The sequence below is a fragment of the Pseudomonas sp. LBUM1661 genome, from assembly GCF_059695925.1.
On record NZ_CP166794.1, the window covers coordinates 710023 to 732662 of the forward strand.

Sequence of the window (22640 nt, forward strand, 5' to 3'; positions counted from 1 at the left end):
ACTCAGCCAGCAGCGCGCTGCTGCTGGACGGGAATTTGATGAGGGGCTTGCAGGCGCGCTTCAAGGGTGCGGGTGAAGGCGCGAGCTTCGGCTTCGCTACGGAACGTCACAGCATGCTGATCCAGGCGGACTTGCCAGCAGGATGTTGCCACTTCTTTTATCAGGATCTTCATTGCTGATCTCTCCTCTCGTAAAAGATGCTCTGTAAAGTTGGTGCCGCGGAGTTTCGATTGTAGACCCCGAATACGATCACCATTGTGACAACGGTCAACTCTCGGACTGACGGTGTCGTCCGGGCGGACGACACTGTTTCAATCTATTTCAGAACCCTTCAAGCACGATCTTGCCCTTGGACTTCCCGCTTTCCAGCAGCTCATGAGCACGCCGCAGGTTGGCCGCGTTGATGGTCCCGAAGTGCTCGCCCACCGTGGTTTTCAACGTCCCGGCATCAATCAGCCCGGCCACGCGGTTAAGCAGATTGTGCTGCTCGATCATGTCGGCGGTTTCGAACAGTGAGCGGGTGTACATGAACTCCCAGTGCAACGACAGGCTCTTGCGCTTGAGCTTGGTCACGTCCAGCGCCTTCGGATCATCGATCAAGGCCAGCTTGCCTTGCGGGGCCAACACCTCGACCAATTGGTCCAGGTGATGATCGGTCTGGGTCAGGCTGGCAACGTGGGTCACCTGATCGAGGCCGGCGCGTTTCAACGCTTCGCTCAGCGGCTGGCTGTGATCGATCACCAGGTCGGCACCCAGTTCACGCACCCAGCTCTGGGTTTGCGGGCGGGACGCGGTGCCGATGACCTTCAGCCCGGTGAGCTGATGGGCCAGTTGCGTGAGGATTGAGCCGACACCGCCGGCCGCGCCGACGATCAGCAGGCTCTGGCCTTCATCGGTGTTGCCTTCGCGCACTTGCAGGCGTTCGAAGAGCAGTTCCCAGGCGGTAATGGCCGTCAGCGGTAATGCGGCGGCCTCGGCGAAACCGAGGGTTTTCGGCATATGGCCGACGATCCGCTCATCCACCACGTGCAGTTCACTGTTGCCGCCGGCGCGGGCGATGGAGCCAGCGTAGAAGACCTTGTCGCCCGCCTTGAACAGCGTCACCTCACTGCCGACCGACTTGACCACCCCGGCCACGTCCCAGCCCAGCACTTTCGCCGCGCCACCTTCAGGCTGGACGTTCTGGCGAACTTTGGTGTCCACCGGGTTCACCGAAATGGCTTTGACTTCGACCAGCAGGTCACGCGGGCCGGCCACCGGTTCTGGCAGTTCGATGTCTTGCAGGGATTTCTCGTCGCTGATCGGCAGGGAGGCGTAGTAGGCAATGGCTTTCATAAGAGAGCTCCGAAAAAGTAATAAAGGAAGGATCAGGCCACGGTACGCAGGCGCTTGAGATCGAAGTGTTCGAGAAAGTCCCCGGCCTTGGCGCGAAAGTTCTGGATATGCGCGCTGGCGTCATGGGCTTGCAGGGCTTCGTCGCTGCTCCACTTTTCGATCATGTAGAAAGCCAGAGGATTGGCGAGGTCCTGGTGCAGGTCGTATTGACCGCAACCGGCTTCGGCGCGGGTCGGTTCCAGCAGCGCGCGCAGGTGCTGTTCGAGGGCGGCTTGCTGGCCGTCTTTGGCGATGAGGGTGGCGATGGCGGTAAACGGCTGGGACATGGTCGACTCCGGGAATGGGATGATTTCGATGGGACAGATGATTGGTTATTTCTCTGCAAGATAAAACCCGCTAAAAGAGCAGTCTCTTTCAATATTTTTTTGATAATCAGGGCTGAAGATGCTGCGTTTCGATGATTTGCAGTTGTTCGTCCGGGCGGCGGACCTGGGCAGCCTGTCGGCGGCAGCGCGTGGCATGGACATGTCGCCGGCGGTGGCCAGTGCGGCGTTGAAGCGTATCGAACAGCAACTGGGCGCCCGCTTGCTCGCCCGTTCGACCCGCAGCCTGCGCCTCACCGCCGAAGGCGAGGGATTTCTCGAGTACGCCCGGGCGGCTCTGAGCAATCTTGATGAGGGCCGTCGTTTGTTGGCCAGCGGCCAGGACCAGGTCAGTGGGGTTTTGCAGCTGTCGGCGCCTTCGGACTTCGGTCGCAACCTGCTATTGCCATGGCTGGACGAATTTCAGCGTGAGCATCCCAAACTCACCGTGCGCTTGCTGCTCGGCGACCGCATTGCCGACCTGTTCCGGCAACCGGTGGACATTGCCCTGCGTTACGGCGAGCCGGAAGACTCAAGCCTGGTGGCGTTGCCCATCGCGCCGCACAACCGTCGCGTGCTCTGCGCATCACCCGAATACCTGGCCCGGCAGGGCGAGCCGCGGCAACTGGAGCAACTGGCGCAACACAATTGCCTGTTGTTCATGCTCGGCAGCCGCGTCCACGATCACTGGAGTTTCCACGACGGCAAGCGCGAAGTCAGCCTGACCGTCAGCGGTGATCGTTTCAGTGACGATGCCGATGTGGTGCGTTTGTGGGCGGTGGCGGGTGCCGGGATCGCCTACAAATCCTGGCTCGATGTCGCCGCCGATGTAATGGCTGGTCGTTTGAAAGTGCTGATGCCGGAGCTGCTGTGTGAGCGCGCACCGCTGAATCTGCTGTGCGCCCATCGCGCACAATTGAGTAAGCCAGTGAACCTGTTGCGGGAAATGCTTGCCAGCCGATGCGCTCGGTTAAGCAGTCATTTTCCCCTGTTATCGGGTATCGATCATTAGTCGCAGGTAAAAAGCGAAATTTCACTCAGGAACTATCAGCAGCAATGGTTTTCCGTGGGCAGGAACCGGCGGTTAACCCGCTTATACTAGCGCCCGCCTCATGCACGCACCGTCGATCTAGCCACCTGGCGCTTCGCAACCGCTGCGAAGCAATGGCCTGTGTGAGGGAGAGGCTTTGCTTAGGTTTATGGCGGATTGCACGTCTTGGCCGACGACACATAACGGGTCAAGATGTCTCTGAGCAGTAGACGAAACGATTCAACAGGGAGTGAATACATGGAACATGCACCTTGCATCAGTCAGATCGCCACGTTGCTGGCTGACCCAAAGCGCAGCGCAATGATGTGGGCCTTGATGGACGGCTCGGCGCGGCAAACCGAAGAGCTGGCCTTATTGGCCGGGCTGTCACCGTCTTCGGCCAGTGCACACTTGGGGCGTTTGTCCGCTGGAGGTCTGTTGAAGGTCGAAGCCCGTGGCCGCAAGCGGTTCTTTCGACTGGCCGCGCCCGAAGTCGGCGCCGCGATAGAAGCACTGGCCAGCGCCACGCTGGCGAGCACGCCACGAGAACTCCCGGATGTTTTCAAGCGCACGGCCGCCGTTGTCAAACCTCAGGCCGCGCCTTCTTCATTGTTGCGTGCCAGGCTCTGTGATGATCATTTGGGCGGCACCCTGGCCGCCGATCTCTACCAGCGTCTGCTGGATGCGGGGTGGATCGAGCAGTTCGATCAGCGGGTCATGATCACGCACAAGGGCGCCACGCAACTGGCGACACGCGGTGTGTACATCCAGGCGCTGGCCCATCGCAACAGCAAGGTCGCCTGCGCGTGTCCTGACTGGAGCGAAAGACGCCCGCACATGGGCGGTTCTCTGGGGGCGGCGTTGCTGCAACTGTTCATGCAGTCCGGCTGGTTGAGCCTGCCCAACGATTCGCGTGCCTTGCAGATCACCGCTGCGGGGCAGCGTGAAATCCATCGATTCGCCAAGGAAACCGAGCTGGAAATGGCATTGTAGACACCTGCGCGATCGACGTCCGGGCGCACCGGCGTCGTTCAGGGTTGTGGCCAGGTCGCATCCAGCAACAGCCCGTGGCGGCTATCGCGCACACTCGATCCAGGGACTTTCGGATTGGGGGGATGTGGTATGGAAACACGAGGCTTCAGCGCGGCAGAACGATTGGAACGGCTGCCCATCAGCGGTTATCACCGGATTATTTTCATCATCATTGCCTTGGCGTTTTTCTTCGACTCCATGGACCTGGCGATGATGACGTTCCTGCTCGGCTCGATCAAAACCGAGTTCGGCCTCAGTACGGCGCAGGCCGGGTTGCTGGCGAGTTCGAGTTTTTTCGGCATGGTGGTGGGAGCGTCGTTGTCCGGCATGCTGGCCGACCGCTTTGGACGCAAACCGGTGTTCCAGTGGAGCATTGTGTTGTGGGGCATCGCCAGTTACTTGTGCTCCACGGCGCAGAACGTCGAAACCCTGACCTTGTTCCGCATCCTGTTGGGGATCGGCATGGGCATGGAGTTTCCCATCGCTCAGTCGATGCTTTCCGAGCTGATTCCAGCCAAAGGGCGCGGGCGCTATATCGCGTTGATGGACGGTTTCTGGCCGCTGGGTTTCGTCGCAGCCGGGGTGCTGTCGTACTTCCTGTTGCCGGTGATTGGCTGGCGCGACATCTTCCTGGTCCTGGCGGTGCCGGCGGTGTTTGTCCTGGCGATCCGCTTTTTCATTCCGGAATCTCCGCGCTGGCTGGAACAGGCCGGGCGGCATGCGGCAGCGGACAAGGTGTTACTCGGTATCGAAAGCAAGGTCCGAGCCTCGCTGGGACGCCCGGACTTGCCTGAACCGATTCGATTGCCGCACGTGGCGAGTACGCCGGGCACCTTCTTTTCCGCGTTGCAGCAGATCTGGTCGCCGCTGTACCGACAGCGCACGATGATGATCTGGAGTGTCTGGTTCTTTGCCTTGCTCGGTTTCTACGGCCTGACGTCGTGGCTCAGCGCGCTGCTGCAACAGTCGGGTTTCGCCGTGACCCAGTCGGTGTATTACACCGTATTGATTTCCCTCGGCGGGATTCCTGGTTTCCTGATGGCGGCCTGGCTGGTCGAGCGTTGGGGGCGTAAACCGGTGTGCGTGGTGACACTGCTGGGCGGCGGGGTGATGGCATTTCTTTACGGTCAGAGCGCGGTGTTTGGCGGCAATGTCAGCCTGCTGATCGCTTCCGGGCTGTTGATGCAATTCTTCCTGTTCGGCATGTGGGCGGTGCTCTACACCTATACCCCGGAGTTGTACCCGACGTCGGCGCGGGCCACGGGCTCGGGCTTCGCTTCGGCGATTGGCCGAGTGGGTTCATTGCTGGGGCCGTTGGTGACCGGGCTGGTGTTCCCGATGACCGGGCAGGGCGGGGTGTTTGCGCTGGGGGCGATGTGTTTTGCGATTGCGGCGGGCGTGGTGTGGGTGTTCGGAATGGAGACGCGGGGCAAGACACTGGAAGAATTGAGCGAGGCTTCGGTAGTCGGTTGAACGCATAACCTGTGGGAGCGGGCTTGCCCGCGATAGCGGATTGTCAGTCAACGTGATGTTGAAGCTGATGGCCTCATCGCGGGCAAGCCCGCTCCCACAGGGGGGGCGGTACTGCTTACGGTTTTACCAATCTGGCATCCAGACTGTTCTGTGCCAAACGCTTGGCCTGATCCTGGGTCATGCCCAAATCGGTATACAACGCGTGGAAGTTCTCGGTGACGTAGCCACCGAAGTACGCCGGGTCGTCCGAATTCACCGTCACTTTCACGCCACGCTCAAGCATGTCGAGGATGTTGTGCTGGGACATGTGATCGAACACGCAGAGCTTGGTGTTCGACAACGGGCACACGGTCAGCGGGATCTGCTCGTCGATGATCCGCTGCATCAGGCGCTCGTCTTCGATGGCGCGCACGCCATGGTCGATGCGCTGGATTTTCAGCAGGTCGAGGGCTTCCCAAATGTACTCGGGCGGGCCTTCTTCGCCGGCGTGGGCGACGGTCAGGAAACCTTCGTGACGGGCACGATCAAATACGCGCTGGAACTTGCTTGGCGGGTGACCCATCTCGGAACTGTCCAGACCGACCGCCACAAACGCATCACGGAATGGCAGCGCCTGGTCGAGAGTTTTTTCGGCTTCTTCTTCGCTCAAGTGGCGCAGGAAACTCAGGATCAAACCGCTGGTAATGCCCAGTTGCTGCTCGCCATCTTTCAACGCGGCGGCGATGCCGTTGAGCACCACTTCGAACGGCACGCCACGGTCGGTGTGAGTCTGCGGATCGAAGAACGGTTCGGTGTGAATCACGTTCTGTGCCTTGCAACGCAACAGGTAGGCCCAGGTCAGGTCGTAGAAATCCTGAGAGGTGCGCAACACGTCGGCGCCCTGGTAGTACAGGTCTAGAAACTCTTGCAGGTTGTTGAAGGCGTACGCCTTGCGCAGGGTTTCGACATCGCTCCACGGCAGGGCAATCTTGTTGCGTTCCGCCAGGGCGAACAGCAGCTCGGGCTCCAGCGAGCCTTCCAGGTGCAGGTGCAGTTCTGCCTTGGGCAGGGCGTTCAGCCAGTCGTACATAGTTGAAATCTCATCAGGTGCAATGGCGGCATTCTACAGATGCTTGCTGCAACAATTGGTAAAACCTGACCAGCAGGTTCATCAACGCGTTTCCTGTTCCCGTCGATAGGCGTAGGTATCGGCGAAGCGCGAGAGCAGGAATTGTGCGCAGGTGGTCGCAGGATATTTCGCCGGGTGCTGTTCATCCTGGCAACCGGGCAAGCATTCGATGGCGGTGTCGGGATGCGGCTCGGCGAAGAACGGCATCGAATAACGGTCCACGCCCAGCGGGCTGATCACCCGGTGCGGCGTCGACAGGTAACGGTCGTTGCTCCAGCGCGCCATCATGTCGCCGAGGTTGACCACGAACGTGCCGTCGATGGGCGGCGCGTCGATCCATTCGCCTTTTACGTTGCGGACTTGCAGACCACCGGCGGCGTCTTGGTACAGCAACGTGATGCAACCGTAATCAGTGTGAGCGCCGGCGCCTTGCTGCTCTGCGGAACTGGCGGTGTGACGCGGCGGGTAGTGGATCATCCGCAGCACGCTGACCGGAGCAACGAAGCGAGTGTCGAAGAAGTCGCGTTGGATTCCCAGTGCCAGCGTCATTGCGCGCAACAGGGTTTGGGCGAGGGCCTGCATGTCGACGTAGTGCTGCTCCATCAACGCTTCCCAGCCGGGCAGCGACGGATGACGGTTGGGGCCACGCAGCGGTTTTTCCGCCAGCACGTCCGGGTGGTCGGCCGGCAGGTGCAGGCCCATGTCGAAGGTTTCTTTCAGGTCGCTGGGTTTGCTCGGGTCGAGTTGCTCGGTGGCGATCGCGCCGTAGCCGCGGTGGTGACGGGTCTGGGTGATGTCGATCTGGAGTTTTTCGGTGGCGGGCAAGGCAAAAAAGCGTTTGGCGCTGTCGAGCACGGCGTCGATGCGCGACGGGCTGATCGGGTGACCCTTGATATAGAAAAAGCCCCATTCACGGCAGGCGTGGTCGATTTGCGTGGCGACGGCTTGCCAGGCGGATGGGTCATCGCTGTAGAGCGGGGCGATGTCGATGATTGGCAGACTGGTCATACTCAACCCTAAAAGCGCTGAAGGTCCTGTGGGAGCGGGCTTGCCCGCGATAGCGGTGTGTCAGTTACATCATTGCTGGATGTGCCGCCGTCATCGCGGGCAAGCCCGCTCCCACAAGGGGTTTGGATTTGGTGCGGGAATTACTTGGGAATGTCAGCCTTCAGGCCTTCGACGTAGTAATTCATCGATGCCAGTTGCGCATTGGTCGCGCTGACGCCGGCCGGGATTTTCTCGACGCCCGCCTGATCCTTGATCGGCCCGGTGAACGGGTGGAAGGCGCCACTCTTGATATCGGCAATGATCTGCTCGGCTTCGGCTTTCACCGCAACCGGCACCAGATCGCTGATCGGCAGTTCAACCGTGCTTTCCTCCAGACCGCCCCAGTAATCCTGCGATTTCCAAATGTGGTCAAGCACGCTTTGAGTCGCCTGAATGTAGTGTGGCCCCCAGTCATTGACGATCGACGTCAGCACCGCTTTCGGCCCGAAGTGCGCCATGTCCGAAGCGTAGCCCACCGCATACACACCGCGACGTTCGGCCGCCTGGATCGGCGCCGGGCTGTCGGTGTGCTGGAAGACCACGTCCACGCCCTGGTCGATCAGCGCGTTGGCGGCATCGGCTTCCTTGCCCGGGTCGAACCAGGAGTTGACCCACACCACTTTGATCTCGGTGCCAGGGTTGTACTTGTTCAGGGCCAGTTGAATGGCGTTGATGTCGCGGATCACTTCCGGAATCGGGAAGGACGCGACATAACCGATCTTCTTGGTCCTGGTCATTTTCGCCGCGAGGAAACCGCCGACGTAGCGACCTTCATAGGTGCGCGCCAGGTAGGTGCCGAGGTTCTTGTCCTGCTTGTAGCCGGTGGCGTGTTCGAAGGTCACGTTGGGAAATTGTCTGGCGACCTTCAGGGTCGGGTTCATGTAGCCGAAGGAAGTGGTGAAGATCAGGTCGTACTTGTCCTTGGCCATGTTGCGGATCACCCGCTCGGCGTCGGCACCTTCGGCGACGTTCTCTACGTAGTTGGTGGTGATCTGGTTGCCAAACTTCTCCGCGAGCGCTTTGCGCCCCTGTTCATGCTGATACGTCCAGCCGTGGTCACCGATCGGGCCGATGTAAACGAAGCCGACTTTCAGCGGGTCGGCGGCACTGGCGGTCAGGCTGGCGCTCAGACCGATTGCCGCCGCAATGGCGCCAAGCAGCTTCTTCAACGGACGTTTGTGCATGAATTCGAACTCCATGTTGTTGTGAGGTTGGCAGGGGCAATGCAAATTACTGACCAACAAGACAACAAATGGCTCGAGACCGCGTAACGGCTATCGCGGGCAAGCCCGCTCCCACATGGCCTGCGCAAATCCTGTGGGAGCGGGCTTGCCCGCGATGAGGCCTCGAAGGCCAATAAAAGTGCATGGCCGGGCACAGCCGCCACCCACTGGTGCGCTAAGGTGTAACGAAACGTTAGCGCCGCCCCGCAGTCAGTAGCTCATCACTCTGATTCGCCCCACTCGGCAAAAAGGCTCGCCATGCTCACATTCCTCAAGCAAGAAAGTTTTCTGCTGCTGGCCCTGGTCGCTGCCGTCGTTGCCTATCCGATGGAGCACTGGATGCTCAGCAATGGCCAGCCCATCGCGCTGGTATCCGGGCTGGTGTTGATTGCTTTCATCGTCGCCGCCTCCATGCGCGTCGCCCATCAGGCTGAACTGCTCGCCGAAAAAGTCGGTGACCCCTACGGCACGATGATCCTGACCCTCGCCGCCGTGCTGGTGGAAGTGGTGATCCTGGCGATCATGATGAGCAACGAAGCCTCAAAGACGTTGGTGCGCGACACGATTTATTCGGCGGTGATGCTCGACATCAACGGCATCCTCGGCCTGGCGGCGTTGATGGGCGGGATCAAGCACGGCGAACAGTCCTACAACGATGACTCGGCGCGCAGCTACAGCGTGATGATCCTCACCGCCATGGGTGTTTCCATGGTGGTGCCGGAATTTATTCCCGAGGCCAACTGGAAGCTGTATTCGGCCTTCACCATCGGCGCGATGGTCGTGCTCTACACCTTGTTCCTGCGCATGCAGGTCGGCCCGCACAGTTACTTTTTCAGCTACAGCTACCCGGAAAAACGCCGTAAAAAAGAACCTACCGAAGAACCGCAGCCGATCAATCTGGCCCTGAGCATCGGTACGTTGGTGTTTGGTGTGGTGGTGATTGGCGCATTGGCCGAAGTGATGTCCAAGACCCTTGATCTGGGGCTGGAAGGGACGGGCGCACCGCCGGTGATCACGGCGATCCTGGTGGCGGCGATTTCCGCGGCGCCGGAGATTCTCACCGCGTTGCGCGCGGCGTTGGCAAACCGCATGCAGTCGGTAGTCATTTTCCAGACAGACCCCATTTCAGTGTCAAATTCCATAAGGATCTTGATCTGCCTTGGGAAACCTTAGAAAAGGGCTTTTGATTGGGAGTGCTCTAGGCTTGATCGTCCTGACAAACCACCAGCTTAAGCATTCTGGAGCGTCAGTTCAGTCCATTGCTTCCCGGCGTGCCGTTTTTTTATGAACGCTTATCTCTGGTGGAGACGTCGCACGGTGTGAAGGCACGGATGCATGGGCTTGGAAGCTTTAACACTCCACCTCGCGCATCAGACCGAGCCGAATACGCCGACCTACGTTCATCGAATCGAGCGGAAAGCGCTTGCGCCTGAGGGTGCAACGGGGACGGTTTTGGCTCGACTACCTAGACACGGCTCGCTAGCTTCCGCCAAAAATATTATCAAATAAATGGTGAAATGATGATTAAAAAAAATGTGAACGTTAACCACATAAGCACGTATTCCTTTCGCGCTGAATGCCGCGACGATGTTCTTAGCTTTCTAGCGTTGCCTGAAGCCACTTCGCTGAAGAAAATCACGATCGTCCCAGATCCTATTTTTCCAGACGTGGAAGTCGAAATTGAAACCAAACTCACCGTTCAGGAAGTCATTAGCGCACTAGAAATGGTAGAAGATGGTCATGTGATGGTCGAGACATTGGAAGCATGTGCGCTAGTATCAAATGACATGGATTAAGATCCATATTGTGGATAGCAGAATTTCATTATTCTAGAAAAAGCATCAGTTCAGCGTTTCGACTCTGCCAATCCTAGCGGTGCTCGGCTTCATTTACGTTGTAAACTGCCTTAAGACTTAGAGACTTAGAGACTTAGAGACTTAGAGACTTAGAGACTTAGAGACTTAGAGACTTAGAGACTTAGAGACTTAGAGGCATAGAATGGGTGGTTAATCGCACTTGCTTGGCGAGTTGTTTCCATGCAAACAGACGGTTGTGAACATCTATGTGAACCGCGTGCTTCGATTGGATCGGCAAAGATCGGCAATAAGAAGTCGGTGAAATTTAATTGCCTCAAGTCTTCTCCCCGATGAATTAGGAGGTACTTGGCCATTGCCGACGAGGGAAGTCAACTCTGATGGGATGGAAAAAGGGGAGAATATATTATCATTGGGAAAAAAATCCGCCCCTTCATCCTTAAGTTATATGTGTTTTATTGTTCAATATCGTCTATCAGCCCCACGCTCAGCCCGTTTTCGCCAGTGGAACTGTAGTGAGCAACGATATAAGCCTTATACCGATTGATAAAAGTATCAGGAACGTCGTTGTCTACCAAAATAATCTGGCATGGGACGTCTTTTTCTTCGGCTCTGGTCGCCACACTGAGCAGATACTCATAGATGTTTTGATACTTCAAGGGGTCGGAAATACCTTCGCGGGTATCCTCCTGTACGTTAGTTTGATCCTGGTATTTCTCTTTGGTCGTTTTTCCCAGATACTTTCCTACGGTGTCGATCATCAATAATCTAGGATGGTTTATTTCTGAATCAACCGCATACTCTAGGAGAGAAATCATAAAGCCAACGGAGGATATTGTTCTAAGTCCTCCCGAAGTTATGTTCAGGTAGTCGCGATCTCGGATAATAGGCGCGAAGCTTTTGGGGCTGATGCTAATCCCTTCTTGTCTTTTAATGTTTACTTTCTTGAGGTATTTGCTCAGGTAATCTCCGAGCGTCTCTAACACCTCTGCAACACTGGGTGCTGTCTCCCGAAGTTCAGCTAGGCGTTCGTTTAGTTGCTTAATTATGAGGTTTAAGTTTTCGTAAGCATCATGGATTTTTTGCTGTTGATTTCTAACGCGGATGTTATTAACTAGGAAGTCACGAGCTTTTTTGTTGGATGCTATTTCCTTAACTAGAGTATCTCGTTGCGTGAGATATGGCGTGATCATTGCCTGACTTTCGGTGTCTAACATTTCTCTGGCGCGCGACAGGTCCGAATTATATGCTGCATGGTCTTTAGACAAGTCGCGCGATTTAGAAGATAGTTCATCAATGAGCGACTGTATGCTTTTCTTCTTCTTCTGAATGGAGTTCAGCTCATCTGACAAGGTGTCTCTGTTAACTGGTTGAAAGCTATTCGTTGCGTGCGTTGGCTCGATGGGCGCGTCGCAGACAGGACAAGGGTTAGCGTGCGATGTGGTTTGTCCAATTCTAGTTTGCGCATGAATAATGCCATTTATTTTCTCGATGTCATTTTCATAGTCATTTTTCAAACGTGAGTATTTTTCTATTTGTGCTCTCGTTTTGATAATTTCTTGCGTTGCATGTTTTTCATTCAGTGATAGTTCGTTGAAAATAGCTTTAAGTTCAGTATGGTTTTGAGAGCTGGCGACCATAGATTTGTTGATTTTTGTAAATTCAATTTCTAATGTATCTATTATTTTGTCTATTGTTGTAATCGAATCATCAATGGAGGTTTGACTGTCGTAACCCGTCTCTCTCAAAAACTCAGAAACGGATGTATATTTGTTGAGGAGTTTCTTGCTTTCGCGAGTTTGTTCTGCAATTTGGACTTCTAGCTCTGCTATGCTTGAGTCCAGCACATTAAAAATGTATTTAATGACTTCACGATTGGTAGTGGATTTTATCCAGTTATTCAAATCTAAGAAGCTCTTGCTTCCGACATCGTCTTGGTTGACGTACACATATTTAAATAGATTTCGAAAGCTGAGCCGTTTTACTTCAGAATCTGCTTTTGACGGTGAAACTTTAATTTTCACTTTCGGGAAGCCTAAGCTATCCAACAAGAAATCGGAAAAAAAACCATCAGGAGATTGTGTGTCTGTAAAATTAGGTGAATATTTTTTTGGAAAGAAATCTGCGCATTTTTCAAACACACATGGATAGACTTCTATGTATTCTTTCGGGTCATAAATGTTGCGCTTTATAGTGAGGGAGGCACCATTTATTTCCAGCTCTAGGGCGGCATATTCAATGGATGCCTTAACTTCATCCGAGAGTTCGATGCTGCTGGCGCCGAGTAAATAGTTTATAAACTCTAAAATACTCGACTTGCCTGTATCTGAATCGCCATAAATAATATTTACACCTGGAAAAAATGGTATTGAATATATTTTTCGATAACCTACAAGATTCAAGCCGCTAATACTAATGTGAGATTTCAATTTCAATTCCTTTTGAAAGCTTCATTGAGAAATGAATAAAGTTTGCTAGTTGTTTGCGTTTGCAAAGCTGAGAGGCTGTCTATTAACTCTTGAACTGAAGAGAAGTAGTTTTGGCTATCTTGACTGGCTGAGGTCGATTGCGAGTTCGCTACTGCATCGTGGAGGGTTGGGCTAATCAAGCTTTCTACAAAAGAACTTCCTGTCGGGCTCAGTAAGTACTTAATTGAATTCGGATCTGTTTTGTCATCGCATGCTAACATTCCACGTGCCGCTAATTCTTTGATTAAAGCTTTAAGCTTAGATCGGTCAAAGAGTATGTCCACGTTTGTTGATAAACTCTCAATTGTGTAGGTGTACTGAGAGTTGATTGGTGCAAATTTTTTTCCTGCTAATCGCAGTATTTCGTTTATCTTTGATGGGTTTTTTGTAAGATATATAAATACTTGAATTTTTTCGAAGTCTAGCACTGCATTTTTCTTGGAGGACATTCCCAGTTTATAAATTATCAGTGCAAGCAAGGAATAATTTAGCGAAAAGTCATCGTCTAACAGTAGGTATGGTAGTGTTTGGTTCATTGTGAGGGCCCTTTTTTCGCCAGTACATCCTCAAGGCACGTATTCGCTGACCATACAACATCAATATCCTCTTTGTTGGCAAGTTGGTGGATCATGCCTTTTTTGTGAACACCATCTAGCTCAGCCAACAAAGTTTTCAGGTATGAACCGTCTTCGCTCATTATTTTGGCATGAACTCTTTGCACAAACTGATCTGGAGTAGTCTTATTCGCAATATGGTGTTCGTGTTCTTGACGATAAATTTCTCTTACTTTTCCATATAGTACGCTTAGAAGTTTTTTGTCATGGTCGCTGGTAAACAGTTTTCTGGCTTCTTCCGCATTGAAGAAGTATCCCTTTGCGTTGCCTGTAATGCCCTCATGAACGTCTGCTATGACCATCTTAAGAACAAAAAAATGATCATCATATTGATTGTTGTCTTTAAAGTCCTGCACCGCGAGCGGAGCTTTGTATGCCGCTTCAAATTCCAGAATATACTTAACTACCGCTTTATAGACTGTTTCTTCTTTACTTTTAGGTTTGCAGATGCTGGAGTGATCTTCATCCACCGCTCTAGAGTCTTTTTTCAGACTTTCAATTGCTAGTGCGCTTTTTTTGTCAACAAATTTATCATGGGCACCGTAGATGTACTTCGTAGGGGGCGGGGTGGACGTATTAATCCAATCGCGGCTGAACTGGTAGACCGCGTCACTCAAAACATTAAGATCACTAAGTTGGACGTTCGAGGATATAAAGGACGCCATGTTTGCGATTTTCGCCCCCGTGTGGGGGACTGCCAGAGAGATGAACCCCTTAACAGCCGTTGATTGGGTTTCCTCTAACTGGCCAAGGATGCATGCTTTGGATACCAGGCCGCCCATGCTGTGTGCTATGACCATGACTTTCTCGTAATCACCGAGATTGACTTCAAATTCTGTACGTAGCAGTTGAGCGATTTCAGTGATCGGAAGATTTGTTCTGATACTCTTTCTTGAGCTAAACAGACGCGCAAATAAACCTTTGGTAACACCGTACGATGAGGTGAATGTGGTGAAATAATTGAAACAACCGATATCGTAACGGTCGATGAGCTGTGGGTCGGCCGCTAAAAGATTTGGAAATGAGACGTTATCGTCAAAAGACCAGGTTTCTTGTCCTCCTTTTAGCCCGTGTACGAAAATCACCGCGTTGGGTTTGTTCTCTTTTTTTACCCATGTGATCATGCTCATCTGGATGTCCTTTTCCTGAGTGGACGACGGCCGTAGCCACGAATATTGATGCGAGTCGGCAGATAAATTGTTTCTGGAGGCTGTGTTGGCGAGTTCGCCTTAACACGTTACCGGCCATACGAAGGCACGAGCATAGTGCTCTTTGGGGGCGAATTGCCATCAGAGAGTCGAGTCGCCATCTGGATTTTTCTCGCTATGACCACTTTGACTCGTCACGCGTATCTGATTCTGCATCAAATCATTCATGCTAGTGATTATCGCGCTCACCTCAGTTGAGCCCATATGGCCATTGGGACCAAGATTTTTATCAGACCTGGCTCGTGGGGTTGATGTCGAGCTGCGCGACTCGGATTGCGAGCTACAGGGTCAAGCACTGTGCTGGAAGGCCATCTGCTGCACATACGTTCTTTTTGAAAGGAGCAAGGATCTCGGCAGCTTGAATCCGACTGGCAGGCCGAATAGCGTCACTTAGAGCACACACCGTCCTTTGATCACTTGGGGAATGTCCGGTGGTTGAGCCTCACAATCGCATGGTGAGTGACTGTGAACATTGCTACTCAGCAACCAGTGGGTCAATAAGTTCAGCCCCCTGATTCCGCACGTTGCCCACCTCCCTGCCAACCGGATACCAGACGAACTCCGAAACATCCAGGCAGCACTCCCTGGCAAGCTCCTCAGCGCGTAGTGCTGAGGTATTCGGATCAACCCACTCCCGAGCATGCTCGGGCCTCAGGACAACGGGACGGCGGTCATGGATGTCGACCATTCCTTGGTCGCTATCAGCCGTGATAATCACAAAACCGTCTCGCTCGTCCGGTTCTAGCCCAGGTCGAACGTGGCCGAGTGCAGCGAAGAACATCGGTCGCTCATCCCTGAGCCTGATGAAATACGGCTGTTTCTTTTTCGGGTCTGTTGGGTCTTTCACCCACTCGAACCAGCCATTTGCCGGCGCAAGCATCCGGCCATGTGGCCAAAGCTCCTTGAAGAACTTTCCTGTCATCACGGTCTCGACTCTGGCATTTATTGGATCAGGCCGCTTCCCCTTTGCCCAGAATGGCGACCATCCCCAGCGCACCTTGTCGATGCTTAGCCCGTCCTCCACCGGCCGAATAATCTCCACGCGGGTCGTTGGAGCAACGTTGTAGCGCTCTATAGGCCAGAGGTCGTAGCCGTTGATGATGAGCTGCTTAGGCGCCAGCTCCTTGAGGTAGTGGTCCATGGACTCGTAGATCGAATAACGCCCGCACATGCGGTCACCCGTCGAAATTTTCTTCATATGAGATTGACCTCAAGCGAGGCAAATCGTTAACTGTATACATATACAGTAATCCAGCGCAGAGCGTGTCTCATGAGCATCACCTTCCTAGGACCGCTATCGTCTGGCGGCGAGAAGCTCCCTTTCTATTCCTTCCAGGTACCGGCGGGTTTTCCATCCCCTGCGGCCGATCACATTGAAAAGCACATCTCACTCGATGAACTGTTCAACATCCGGGCGCCTCATGTGTATCTCGTCAAGATCGAGGGCGACAGCATGCAGGGAGCCGGCATCTATGGGGGAGACCTGGTGATCGTCGACCGTAGCGTGTACGCGGAGCACGGTGACATCGTGATCGCAGCGCTAAATTCAGAGCCCATTTGCAAGCGTCTGCATATGCGTCAGCACGAAGTGATTTTGATGTCCGAAAATCCGAAGTACCCTGCGCGGCACGTTATGGAGGGCGACGAGCTATTAATCTGGGGTGTGGTGAAGTACAGCGTGCGCACTCATGAAAAAACCTGAACCGGTCTTCGGACTGATCGACTGCAACAGCTTTTACGCGAGCTGTGAACGTGTCTTTCGGCCGGATCTTGCAAAGACGCCCATCGTGGTGCTGTCAAATAACGACGGCTGCGTCATCGCGCGTTCGTATGACGCGAAACCCTTCGTGAAGATGGGGGCGCCATACTTTCAGATCAAAGACCACCTTCGTCGTAACGGCGTGGTGGCATTCAGCAGCAACTATGCGCTTTATGGAGACATGAGCGAGCGTGTGATGACCATCATCGAGTCACTAGTACCTGCACTTGAGGTTTACAGCATCGACGAAGCGTTTGCGGATCTCACGGGGATACCCGGTGATCTGACAGCATTCGGTCGCAAAGTCCGCGCAACGATTTTCAAGCAAACAGGCATACCTGTTGGTGTGGGAATTGCTCGTACCAAAACCCTTGCGAAATTGGCCAACCACACCGCTAAACGTCTGCTCGATAAGACGGGCGGAGTGGTGGACCTCTGCGATCAGTTCAAATGCGATTGGACGCTGCGCAACACAGATGTGAGTGAAGTCTGGGGCGTTGGAAAACGAATGAAGGCACATCTTGAATGTCTGGGCATCAGGACGGCCATGGATCTAGCCAAATCTGATCCAAGGATGCTTAGGCAGAAGTTCAGCGTGGTCATTGAGAAGACCGCTCGCGAGCTTGCCGGTACTCCTTGCCTGGAGCTTGGGGAGGCCGACCCACCGAAACAGGAAATCTGTTGCAGTCGAATGTTTGGGACTCGCCTAACAAACATCGAGCCAATCAAGGAGGCGGTGGCGACATACACCCAGCGTGCTGCCGAGAAGCTTCGGGCGCAGAACTCTCTCTGCAAAAAGATACGAGTCAGTATCCGCACTGGAATGTTCAACCCAGAAGAAGCGAAGTATGCAAACGGCGCATTGGTCGAGCTACCGTATCCCACCAATGACGTAAGGTTGATGACGAAGGCCGCAACTGAGGCAGTCAATCGGCTGTTCCGGTTTGGGTTCAAATACAGCAAAGCAGAGGTGTTACTCATGGATCTGCGCCAGCCCGGTGAGTTTACCGATGACTTGTTCGCCTATTCGCAACCTACTGCGGTGGGCAAGGTGATGGGTGTTCTTGATGAAATTAATGGCAGGTGGGGGCGAGGGACATTGCGTGCAGCAAGCGTTCCAGCAAATCCACAATGGTCTATGCGGCGGGATTTGATGAGCCAAAGCTTTACTACAAAACTCGATCAGTTATGGATCGTCAAATCTCTATGAACTAGAGGCGTTCGAGTTGCTTAAAGCCATATTGAATATGTCTCGATGGCTCGCTAATCATCGTACCCAGACATATAGAACGAGACCCCCAAGCGGCGTGTTAGGGTTTCACACGCAGCGGTGCAGGCCGCCTCGTTCAGGTATCGAGACATTGAACTATGCATCCCCTGTAGATGTAAAACTGCATAATCATCGTATGTTTTAACTAGCCCGCTCCGAATCATATGCTGAACTATTGGGTGTGTGACCTGAAAAGTTTCTGAATGCGCACCGCCACAGGGCCAGCTAGGTTCACCATGAGCTTTACGGAAATCAATCGCAGCATTATTGCCATCTTTTATTGCTGCTTCTATAGCCTCTGAAATTTTTGCATCAATCTTTGAATCAAATACTGTCAGATTGTCTACCGCTGGGACTATGGCATTAGGGTGATATTGCTCTATTTCTTCTATGGTCAATGGCTGGTCTGCCGGAGAGAGCAATTCATCTGTGATTATGATTCTTGCGTCTAAAAGTCCCAGTTGAGAGAAAGCTAATCCCGAGCAATTTGAGTGCGCATGATAAATTCCAGTTGCCAGATTCTGAATGGATTCTGCGTAATCCCGTCTATCGATTATAAAGTATACTTTTGATATATGGCAATTTTCTACGGCAGTACCGAATAATCGAATAGCTGGCAAACGCAGTTTATGAAATGAAAAGCTCAATGCGTTGTAGAGAGTAATGGGGTTTTTGGTCTCGATCGAGGTAGGCTGCCAGTACAATATCGGGCTATCGTAAGTGACCTCTGATGGTTGTGGGCGATTTTGGGTGTCAGCAATAGCATCGATTTCAGATTGGATGTATTCGATAGCGGTATCCTGACCGATATCCAGGTCACGTAAATCGTCAGTCTTTAACTCCATGTCATAGTTTCTAATTATAGATTGAGGTTCCTCCAGCGCTCCCGCAGTGATCAGTTCTGACTTGAGCAAGGCAATCGCCATTGGCTTGTATGGCAACCTCTCACGCATAATGTATTTGCCGGTAGGGTAGATGCTACCCGCTTTGAAGAGCAATGCAGCGCTATAACCGTAGCCGCTGCAATCCCCGTGTACTAGAGGGTATAGCGGAGATAACCCACCAAATTTCATTACGGAGTATAAGGCAAGGAAGGCTTCCCCTTCGTAGTCCAGTAGCAGTATTTCCGCCGCCTCGTAATACCAAGCTGGAGCGGTTCTGCAATCAGTGTCCACGTCAAGGTCATTAAAGTGATGTAGCATCCATTTAGAGCTACTCATCCTCTTCGCTACCTTGCGTGGTCAAGAAGAAGTACAAGCCCAAATTCTGTGGCGCCATGTGCCCGGTCATACGACTGATTTTTTGGTTGATGTCTGAGTGTTTCAATGGGAGTCGGAAGGCGAGGAGGCGTTTTGATTCGAGTTCTTCGATGGAACTCCGGGTATCATGCGTCTGCGGGTTTTTTGGGACTGTCATGTCAATCGCTCATTGGTTAGCCAGTATACTTTTGAATGAAAGTTCAGTGTGCGCGAATCGTCAAGGTGTACCCAAAGCCGAAAAAACAGGAGATGATGTTTTCTGGTTTATTAATTGGTTGATAATCTTGTTGGTTTGAGTTTTGTCATGATATGTAACTAATTGATCTGCATGATGGTAGCGCTTATCTCGATGCGCGAAAAATGAGGGGCGTTTATTAGACAAACAATTTGCGCTGTTATTGGGTGCGCAATAAAAGACAGATTATTCCAAATTTCCCGATAGTCGGTGTCGTGAGAGGTGCAAGCCAAGTTATCCGATTGAACATTCTTGAAATTTTTCAAGCTATGGTCTTGTATTGCTCGTAGCTATTAAGAACGGGCACGAAGCTATGTTAATCAGAAGTGAATATTCTCGGTATTCTAGGTTTTTCTTTACAGAGTACGAGCAAAGCGGGCCTTTCATTGATGACGAACATTGTGGCTACAGCATCTTGCAGGCTGTTCAGTGGCAAACTGCGGACGGAAAACCGTTAATGGTCAGGAGCATTCAGCGGATAGGAGTGGCGTGGTGTGCGCTGAGTGAGCCCAATTTGTTCCTGTGGCTGGAAGACGCTTTAGCCAGAGGAGTTTTGTCTCCAGTGCTGTTTGTCTGTGCGCGATCGGGTAGCGTAACGTTGGTGGTTGATGCTGGAAGTGAGCTGGTTAGATTGGAGGAGTTTAAACGGGAATGGGATGACGTTTTCGGCGTCGCAGAAGACCCGTGTTGGTGGAACGTCATCATTAAAATTTTTGATAGGGAGACGTTTCAAGCGGAAATGATGCCAGTGGTAACCGATGAGTATGTGAGGAACATAAATCATCACTGGAAGCTCGGAGTTCGCAGTTACGTGCCCGCAGGGCTAGTTTCTCCTGAAGACGTTCGCCCTGATTATTTTATTCCGTGATGTTCGTTCGACAAGCCAAAGCTACGCTATAGGCGAATGTATAGACGCTGGACCGCATTGACGCTGAGCACGTTCGGATCGCTTGGACAAAGGCGCTTGAAAGGCGCTCAACTGATGCCGAGGGAGCTATCACAATGGCTCGAACGCTCCTGAAGTCGGTATGCAAACACATTCTTGACGAAGCCGGAACGAGCGACCATGAGACGACTACTGACCTGAACAAGCTCTACAAGCAAACTGCTACGCTTCTAAATCTGACGAAGGCACAGCATGATGAGGTTGTGTTCAAGCAAATCCTTGGTGGCTGCACAGCAGTTATAGAGGGGTTGGGGGCGCTTCGGAATCGTTTGAGCTATGCCCACGGAAAAGGAAAGGGCGGGGCGAAGGCCGCCCCACGCCATGCTGAACTGGCAGTGAATCTTGCCGGCTCGACTGCGTTTTTTTGCTCGCCACATGGGAGGCAAAGAACGGTGATTGAGTGGGGCATTGCTCAATAAGGGGGCGGATAAATAACTTCAGCGAAGGGAGTTGCCAATTGCTGTCAGCAGCCACGGGCAGAAATCGACCCAAAACAGCAATTCGAGTGCACCCAACCAACCCCAAGGTGACAGTCAGGCATTGGCTAATATGCAGTTGGTGGGCGGCATAATAAAAATGAGTAGCTATTCTTGATTTGATAGTAGACTCTTTTTGAAACGCCTCAAAGGTGGGCGCTTGAGATATGAAACATTGGAGCAGGGGGGATATTAATTTGGAAGGTGGCTATCCGTACTTTATAATTTAATGCTAGAGCGGGGTTGTTGCTATATGGAAGGTTGAGTATAGCGCGTCTGGGCTTTTAAATATTAATGTTATACTTTGCGAGTGAGTGTGGAAATGAATCTTACATTCGAAGAAACATCGATACAAGCATTGTTGGGCGCGCCTGATCAGCTAGATACTCTGAATTTCGGCATAATTGGCTTTAACGACGCTTCGGAAGTTGTAATCTACAATGCTTTTGAAGCTAAAAGCGCTGCCTTACGACAGGAACGTGTTTTAGGTAAGAATTTATTTTTGGAAATTGCGCCATGCATGAATAACGCTATGGTCGCTCACAGATTTGAGAATGAAACTGCGTTAGACGTGATCATTTCTTACGTTCTGGCGCTTAGAATGCGGCCAATCCCCGTTAGGTTAAGACTGCTTAAAGAAAGTGATGCTAGCACCCGCTTTCTATTAGTTGATCGGGCAGCTTCAAAATGATTAGTGATGAACAAGACAATGGTTCAATTGAATCAGAGTATGAGGCACTAGTGTCATTTATGTATCTATCGCCCGTAGGGTTGGTAAGAACCGACCCATACGGCAAGATTGACATGCTCAATCCCATGGCAACTCAATTGTTAATGCCGTTAGTTAAGTCCCTAGGACTTGAAAACTTATTTGAGACGCTTGCTTCAGTGGCGCCTGAGTTACGTAACCTTGTAACGAGTTTTAGAGAGTCGTGCGGATCAATATGTGTAAATCATAGAATCCACGTGTCGTCCGCAGCCGACGGAGGTATTGTACTCGCGTGTACTATTGTAAAGGTCAACGACGAGGTACTGATAACAGTTCTGACTGATATCTCTTCTCAAGTTGCAACTGAAAGGAGACTAAGGCAGACAGACTCATGGCTGGACGCCATCTATACGATTGTTAACGATTTCGCAGTCCTCGGCTTGACCAAGCAGGGAGTAATTAATAGTTGGAGCCCTTCGGCAGAGCGTTTAACCGGTTACACGGAATCCGAGGCTATTGGTGAGACGTTGGGCCGCTTCTATAGCTTGTCCGCCTTGGAAGTTGATGTTTTGAAGGAACAACTTACATTTGCACGTGAAGAAGGTTGGCATTCACGAGACTATCTTTGCCAGCACAAATCAGGACACAATTTTTTTGCTCAAGCAATGATTGCCGTTTTGCGCGACGAAAGTGATGAGTTTTCTGGCTATACCGTTGTATTTCGAGATATCACTGAGCGAAAAGTGTCGAGTGATAATCTGGCCAATTTGCTCACTAAGGACCACCTCACAGGTGCAGTTAATCGCGCTCACTTTTTCAACTTGGCAGAGAAAGAGTTAGCTCGGGCAAGTCGATACGAGCACTCAATATCGATAATCATGCTAGACGCCGATCATTTCAAGCAAGTTAATGATAGCTGGGGGCATCCCATTGGCGACGAAGTTCTTAAGTCTATAGTCAAAATTGCCGAGGGAGTTCTTCGCCCCGGAGATACTATAGCTAGGTTTGGAGGCGAAGAATTTATTATCATGTTGCCTAAGAGTAATAGCGTCGAGGCTTCAGTGATTGCTGAGCGACTAAGGAGCAGCATTGAAGTATCTAGTGTCGATGCTGGTGATGAAGAAATCAAAATCACAGTCAGTATTGGGTGTGCCTCGATGAATGAATCGCGATCCACTCTCAAGCAGTTGTTAGTCTCAGCCGATAGCGCGCTCTATCAAGCAAAATCCAGGGGTAGAAACTGTATAGTTGATATTGATGACTGCTAATTGA

21 protein-coding genes and 1 pseudogene are annotated in these 22640 nt (G+C 52.3%); 11 read left to right on the forward strand and 11 right to left on the reverse strand.

The features are described 5' to 3' along the window. Positions 1-2: 2 nt before the first annotated feature. From ACA057_RS03190 to ACA057_RS03200, 3 genes are all read right to left on the reverse strand, one after another. Positions 3-173, reverse strand: a complete 171-nt coding sequence (locus tag ACA057_RS03190) for a hypothetical protein (RefSeq protein ID WP_177333666.1) — start codon at positions 171-173, stop codon at positions 3-5. A gap of 148 nt (positions 174-321) precedes the next feature. Beyond that, positions 322-1335 carry a zinc-binding alcohol dehydrogenase family protein gene (locus tag ACA057_RS03195; RefSeq protein ID WP_497345881.1) on the reverse strand — a complete coding sequence of 338 codons (1014 nt, stop codon included), beginning with the start codon at positions 1333-1335 and terminating at the stop codon, positions 322-324. 32 nt (positions 1336-1367) lie between these two features. Continuing rightward, positions 1368-1661, reverse strand: a complete 294-nt coding sequence (locus ACA057_RS03200; RefSeq protein ID WP_497345883.1) for a putative quinol monooxygenase — start codon at positions 1659-1661, stop codon at positions 1368-1370. 118 nt (positions 1662-1779) lie between these two features. Between ACA057_RS03200 and vimR the strand changes: the two genes are divergently transcribed. The 3 genes from vimR (at position 1780) to ACA057_RS03215 (ending at position 5232) form a co-directional block, all read left to right on the forward strand. Then, positions 1780-2709: a transcription regulator VimR gene (vimR, locus tag ACA057_RS03205; RefSeq protein ID WP_497345885.1), complete on the forward strand. Its 930-nt coding sequence runs from the start codon at positions 1780-1782 to the stop codon at positions 2707-2709. Between the two features lie 276 nt (positions 2710-2985). Continuing rightward, positions 2986-3720, forward strand: a complete 735-nt coding sequence (locus ACA057_RS03210; RefSeq protein ID WP_497345887.1) for an ArsR/SmtB family transcription factor — start codon at positions 2986-2988, stop codon at positions 3718-3720. A 129-nt stretch (positions 3721-3849) separates the two neighbouring features. Then, positions 3850-5232 carry an MFS transporter gene (locus ACA057_RS03215; RefSeq protein ID WP_497345889.1) on the forward strand — a complete coding sequence of 461 codons (1383 nt, stop codon included), beginning with the start codon at positions 3850-3852 and terminating at the stop codon, positions 5230-5232. A 115-nt stretch (positions 5233-5347) separates the two neighbouring features. Here ACA057_RS03215 and ACA057_RS03220 read toward each other — a convergent pair whose 3' ends face one another. From ACA057_RS03220 to ACA057_RS03230, 3 genes are all read right to left on the reverse strand, one after another. Next, positions 5348-6301 (reverse strand): adenosine deaminase, encoded by a 954-nt coding sequence (locus tag ACA057_RS03220; RefSeq protein ID WP_074873526.1) that lies wholly within the window; start codon positions 6299-6301, stop codon positions 5348-5350. Positions 6302-6382: 81 nt separating this feature from the next. Beyond that, the gene (locus tag ACA057_RS03225; protein WP_497345892.1) at positions 6383-7348 is read right to left on the reverse strand and encodes a 2-oxoglutarate and iron-dependent oxygenase domain-containing protein; all 966 of its coding nucleotides are present in this window, start codon (positions 7346-7348) and stop codon (positions 6383-6385) included. Positions 7349-7488: 140 nt separating this feature from the next. After that, positions 7489-8571 (reverse strand): BMP family ABC transporter substrate-binding protein, encoded by a 1083-nt coding sequence (locus ACA057_RS03230; RefSeq protein WP_497345894.1) that lies wholly within the window; start codon positions 8569-8571, stop codon positions 7489-7491. Positions 8572-8868: 297 nt separating this feature from the next. Here ACA057_RS03230 and ACA057_RS03235 point away from each other — a divergent pair. Both ACA057_RS03235 and ACA057_RS03240 read left to right on the forward strand, forming a co-directional pair. Then, positions 8869-9714, forward strand: a pseudogene (locus ACA057_RS03235) (calcium:cation antiporter); the annotation flags it as partial. Positions 9715-10127: 413 nt separating this feature from the next. Continuing rightward, entirely contained in the window at positions 10128-10406 is a 279-nt protein-coding gene (locus tag ACA057_RS03240) for a hypothetical protein (RefSeq protein ID WP_497345896.1), read from the forward strand. Between the two features lie 473 nt (positions 10407-10879). Here ACA057_RS03240 and ACA057_RS03245 read toward each other — a convergent pair whose 3' ends face one another. From ACA057_RS03245 to ACA057_RS03260, 4 genes are all read right to left on the reverse strand, one after another. Further along, on the reverse strand, positions 10880-12853 hold the full coding sequence (locus ACA057_RS03245) for an AAA family ATPase (RefSeq protein ID WP_497345898.1): 1974 nt from the start codon (positions 12851-12853) through the stop codon (positions 10880-10882). Positions 12854-12855: 2 nt separating this feature from the next. Continuing rightward, on the reverse strand, positions 12856-13428 hold the full coding sequence (locus ACA057_RS03250) for an ABC-three component system middle component 4 (protein ID WP_497345900.1): 573 nt from the start codon (positions 13426-13428) through the stop codon (positions 12856-12858). Next, positions 13425-14636, reverse strand: a complete 1212-nt coding sequence (locus tag ACA057_RS03255) for an ABC-three component system protein (RefSeq protein ID WP_497345902.1) — start codon at positions 14634-14636, stop codon at positions 13425-13427. Before ACA057_RS03255 ends, ACA057_RS03250 begins: the two co-directional genes overlap by 4 nt. A 553-nt stretch (positions 14637-15189) precedes the next feature. Continuing rightward, entirely contained in the window at positions 15190-15885 is a 696-nt protein-coding gene (locus ACA057_RS03260; RefSeq protein ID WP_497349795.1) for an SOS response-associated peptidase family protein, read from the reverse strand. 99 nt (positions 15886-15984) lie between these two features. On the opposite strand from ACA057_RS03260, the gene ACA057_RS03265 reads away from it, so the two are divergent. Together ACA057_RS03265 and umuC are read left to right on the forward strand one after the other, a co-directional pair. Next, entirely contained in the window at positions 15985-16416 is a 432-nt protein-coding gene (locus ACA057_RS03265; protein ID WP_497345904.1) for a LexA family protein, read from the forward strand. Beyond that, positions 16403-17683 (forward strand): translesion error-prone DNA polymerase V subunit UmuC, encoded by a 1281-nt coding sequence (gene umuC, locus ACA057_RS03270; protein WP_497345906.1) that lies wholly within the window; start codon positions 16403-16405, stop codon positions 17681-17683. Before ACA057_RS03265 ends, umuC begins: the two co-directional genes overlap by 14 nt. A 53-nt stretch (positions 17684-17736) precedes the next feature. On the opposite strand, the gene ACA057_RS03275 is transcribed toward umuC, so the two are convergent. After that, the gene (locus ACA057_RS03275; RefSeq protein ID WP_497345908.1) at positions 17737-18963 is read right to left on the reverse strand and encodes a hypothetical protein; all 1227 of its coding nucleotides are present in this window, start codon (positions 18961-18963) and stop codon (positions 17737-17739) included. A 587-nt stretch (positions 18964-19550) separates the two neighbouring features. On the opposite strand from ACA057_RS03275, the gene ACA057_RS03280 reads away from it, so the two are divergent. From ACA057_RS03280 to ACA057_RS03295, 4 genes are all read left to right on the forward strand, one after another. Next, a complete protein-coding gene (locus ACA057_RS03280) occupies positions 19551-20105 on the forward strand; it encodes a hypothetical protein (protein WP_497345910.1) in 555 nt (184 codons plus the stop codon). A gap of 128 nt (positions 20106-20233) precedes the next feature. Then, positions 20234-20602, forward strand: a complete 369-nt coding sequence (locus ACA057_RS03285; RefSeq protein ID WP_497349797.1) for an abortive infection family protein — start codon at positions 20234-20236, stop codon at positions 20600-20602. Positions 20603-20981: 379 nt separating this feature from the next. Further along, positions 20982-21350, forward strand: coding sequence for a phosphonate transporter (locus ACA057_RS03290; protein WP_172792149.1), 369 nt, complete (start codon positions 20982-20984; stop codon positions 21348-21350). Continuing rightward, positions 21347-22636 carry a sensor domain-containing diguanylate cyclase gene (locus ACA057_RS03295; protein ID WP_497345913.1) on the forward strand — a complete coding sequence of 430 codons (1290 nt, stop codon included), beginning with the start codon at positions 21347-21349 and terminating at the stop codon, positions 22634-22636. The genes ACA057_RS03290 and ACA057_RS03295 overlap by 4 nt, the downstream gene beginning before the upstream one ends. Positions 22637-22640: the final 4 nt, after the last annotated feature.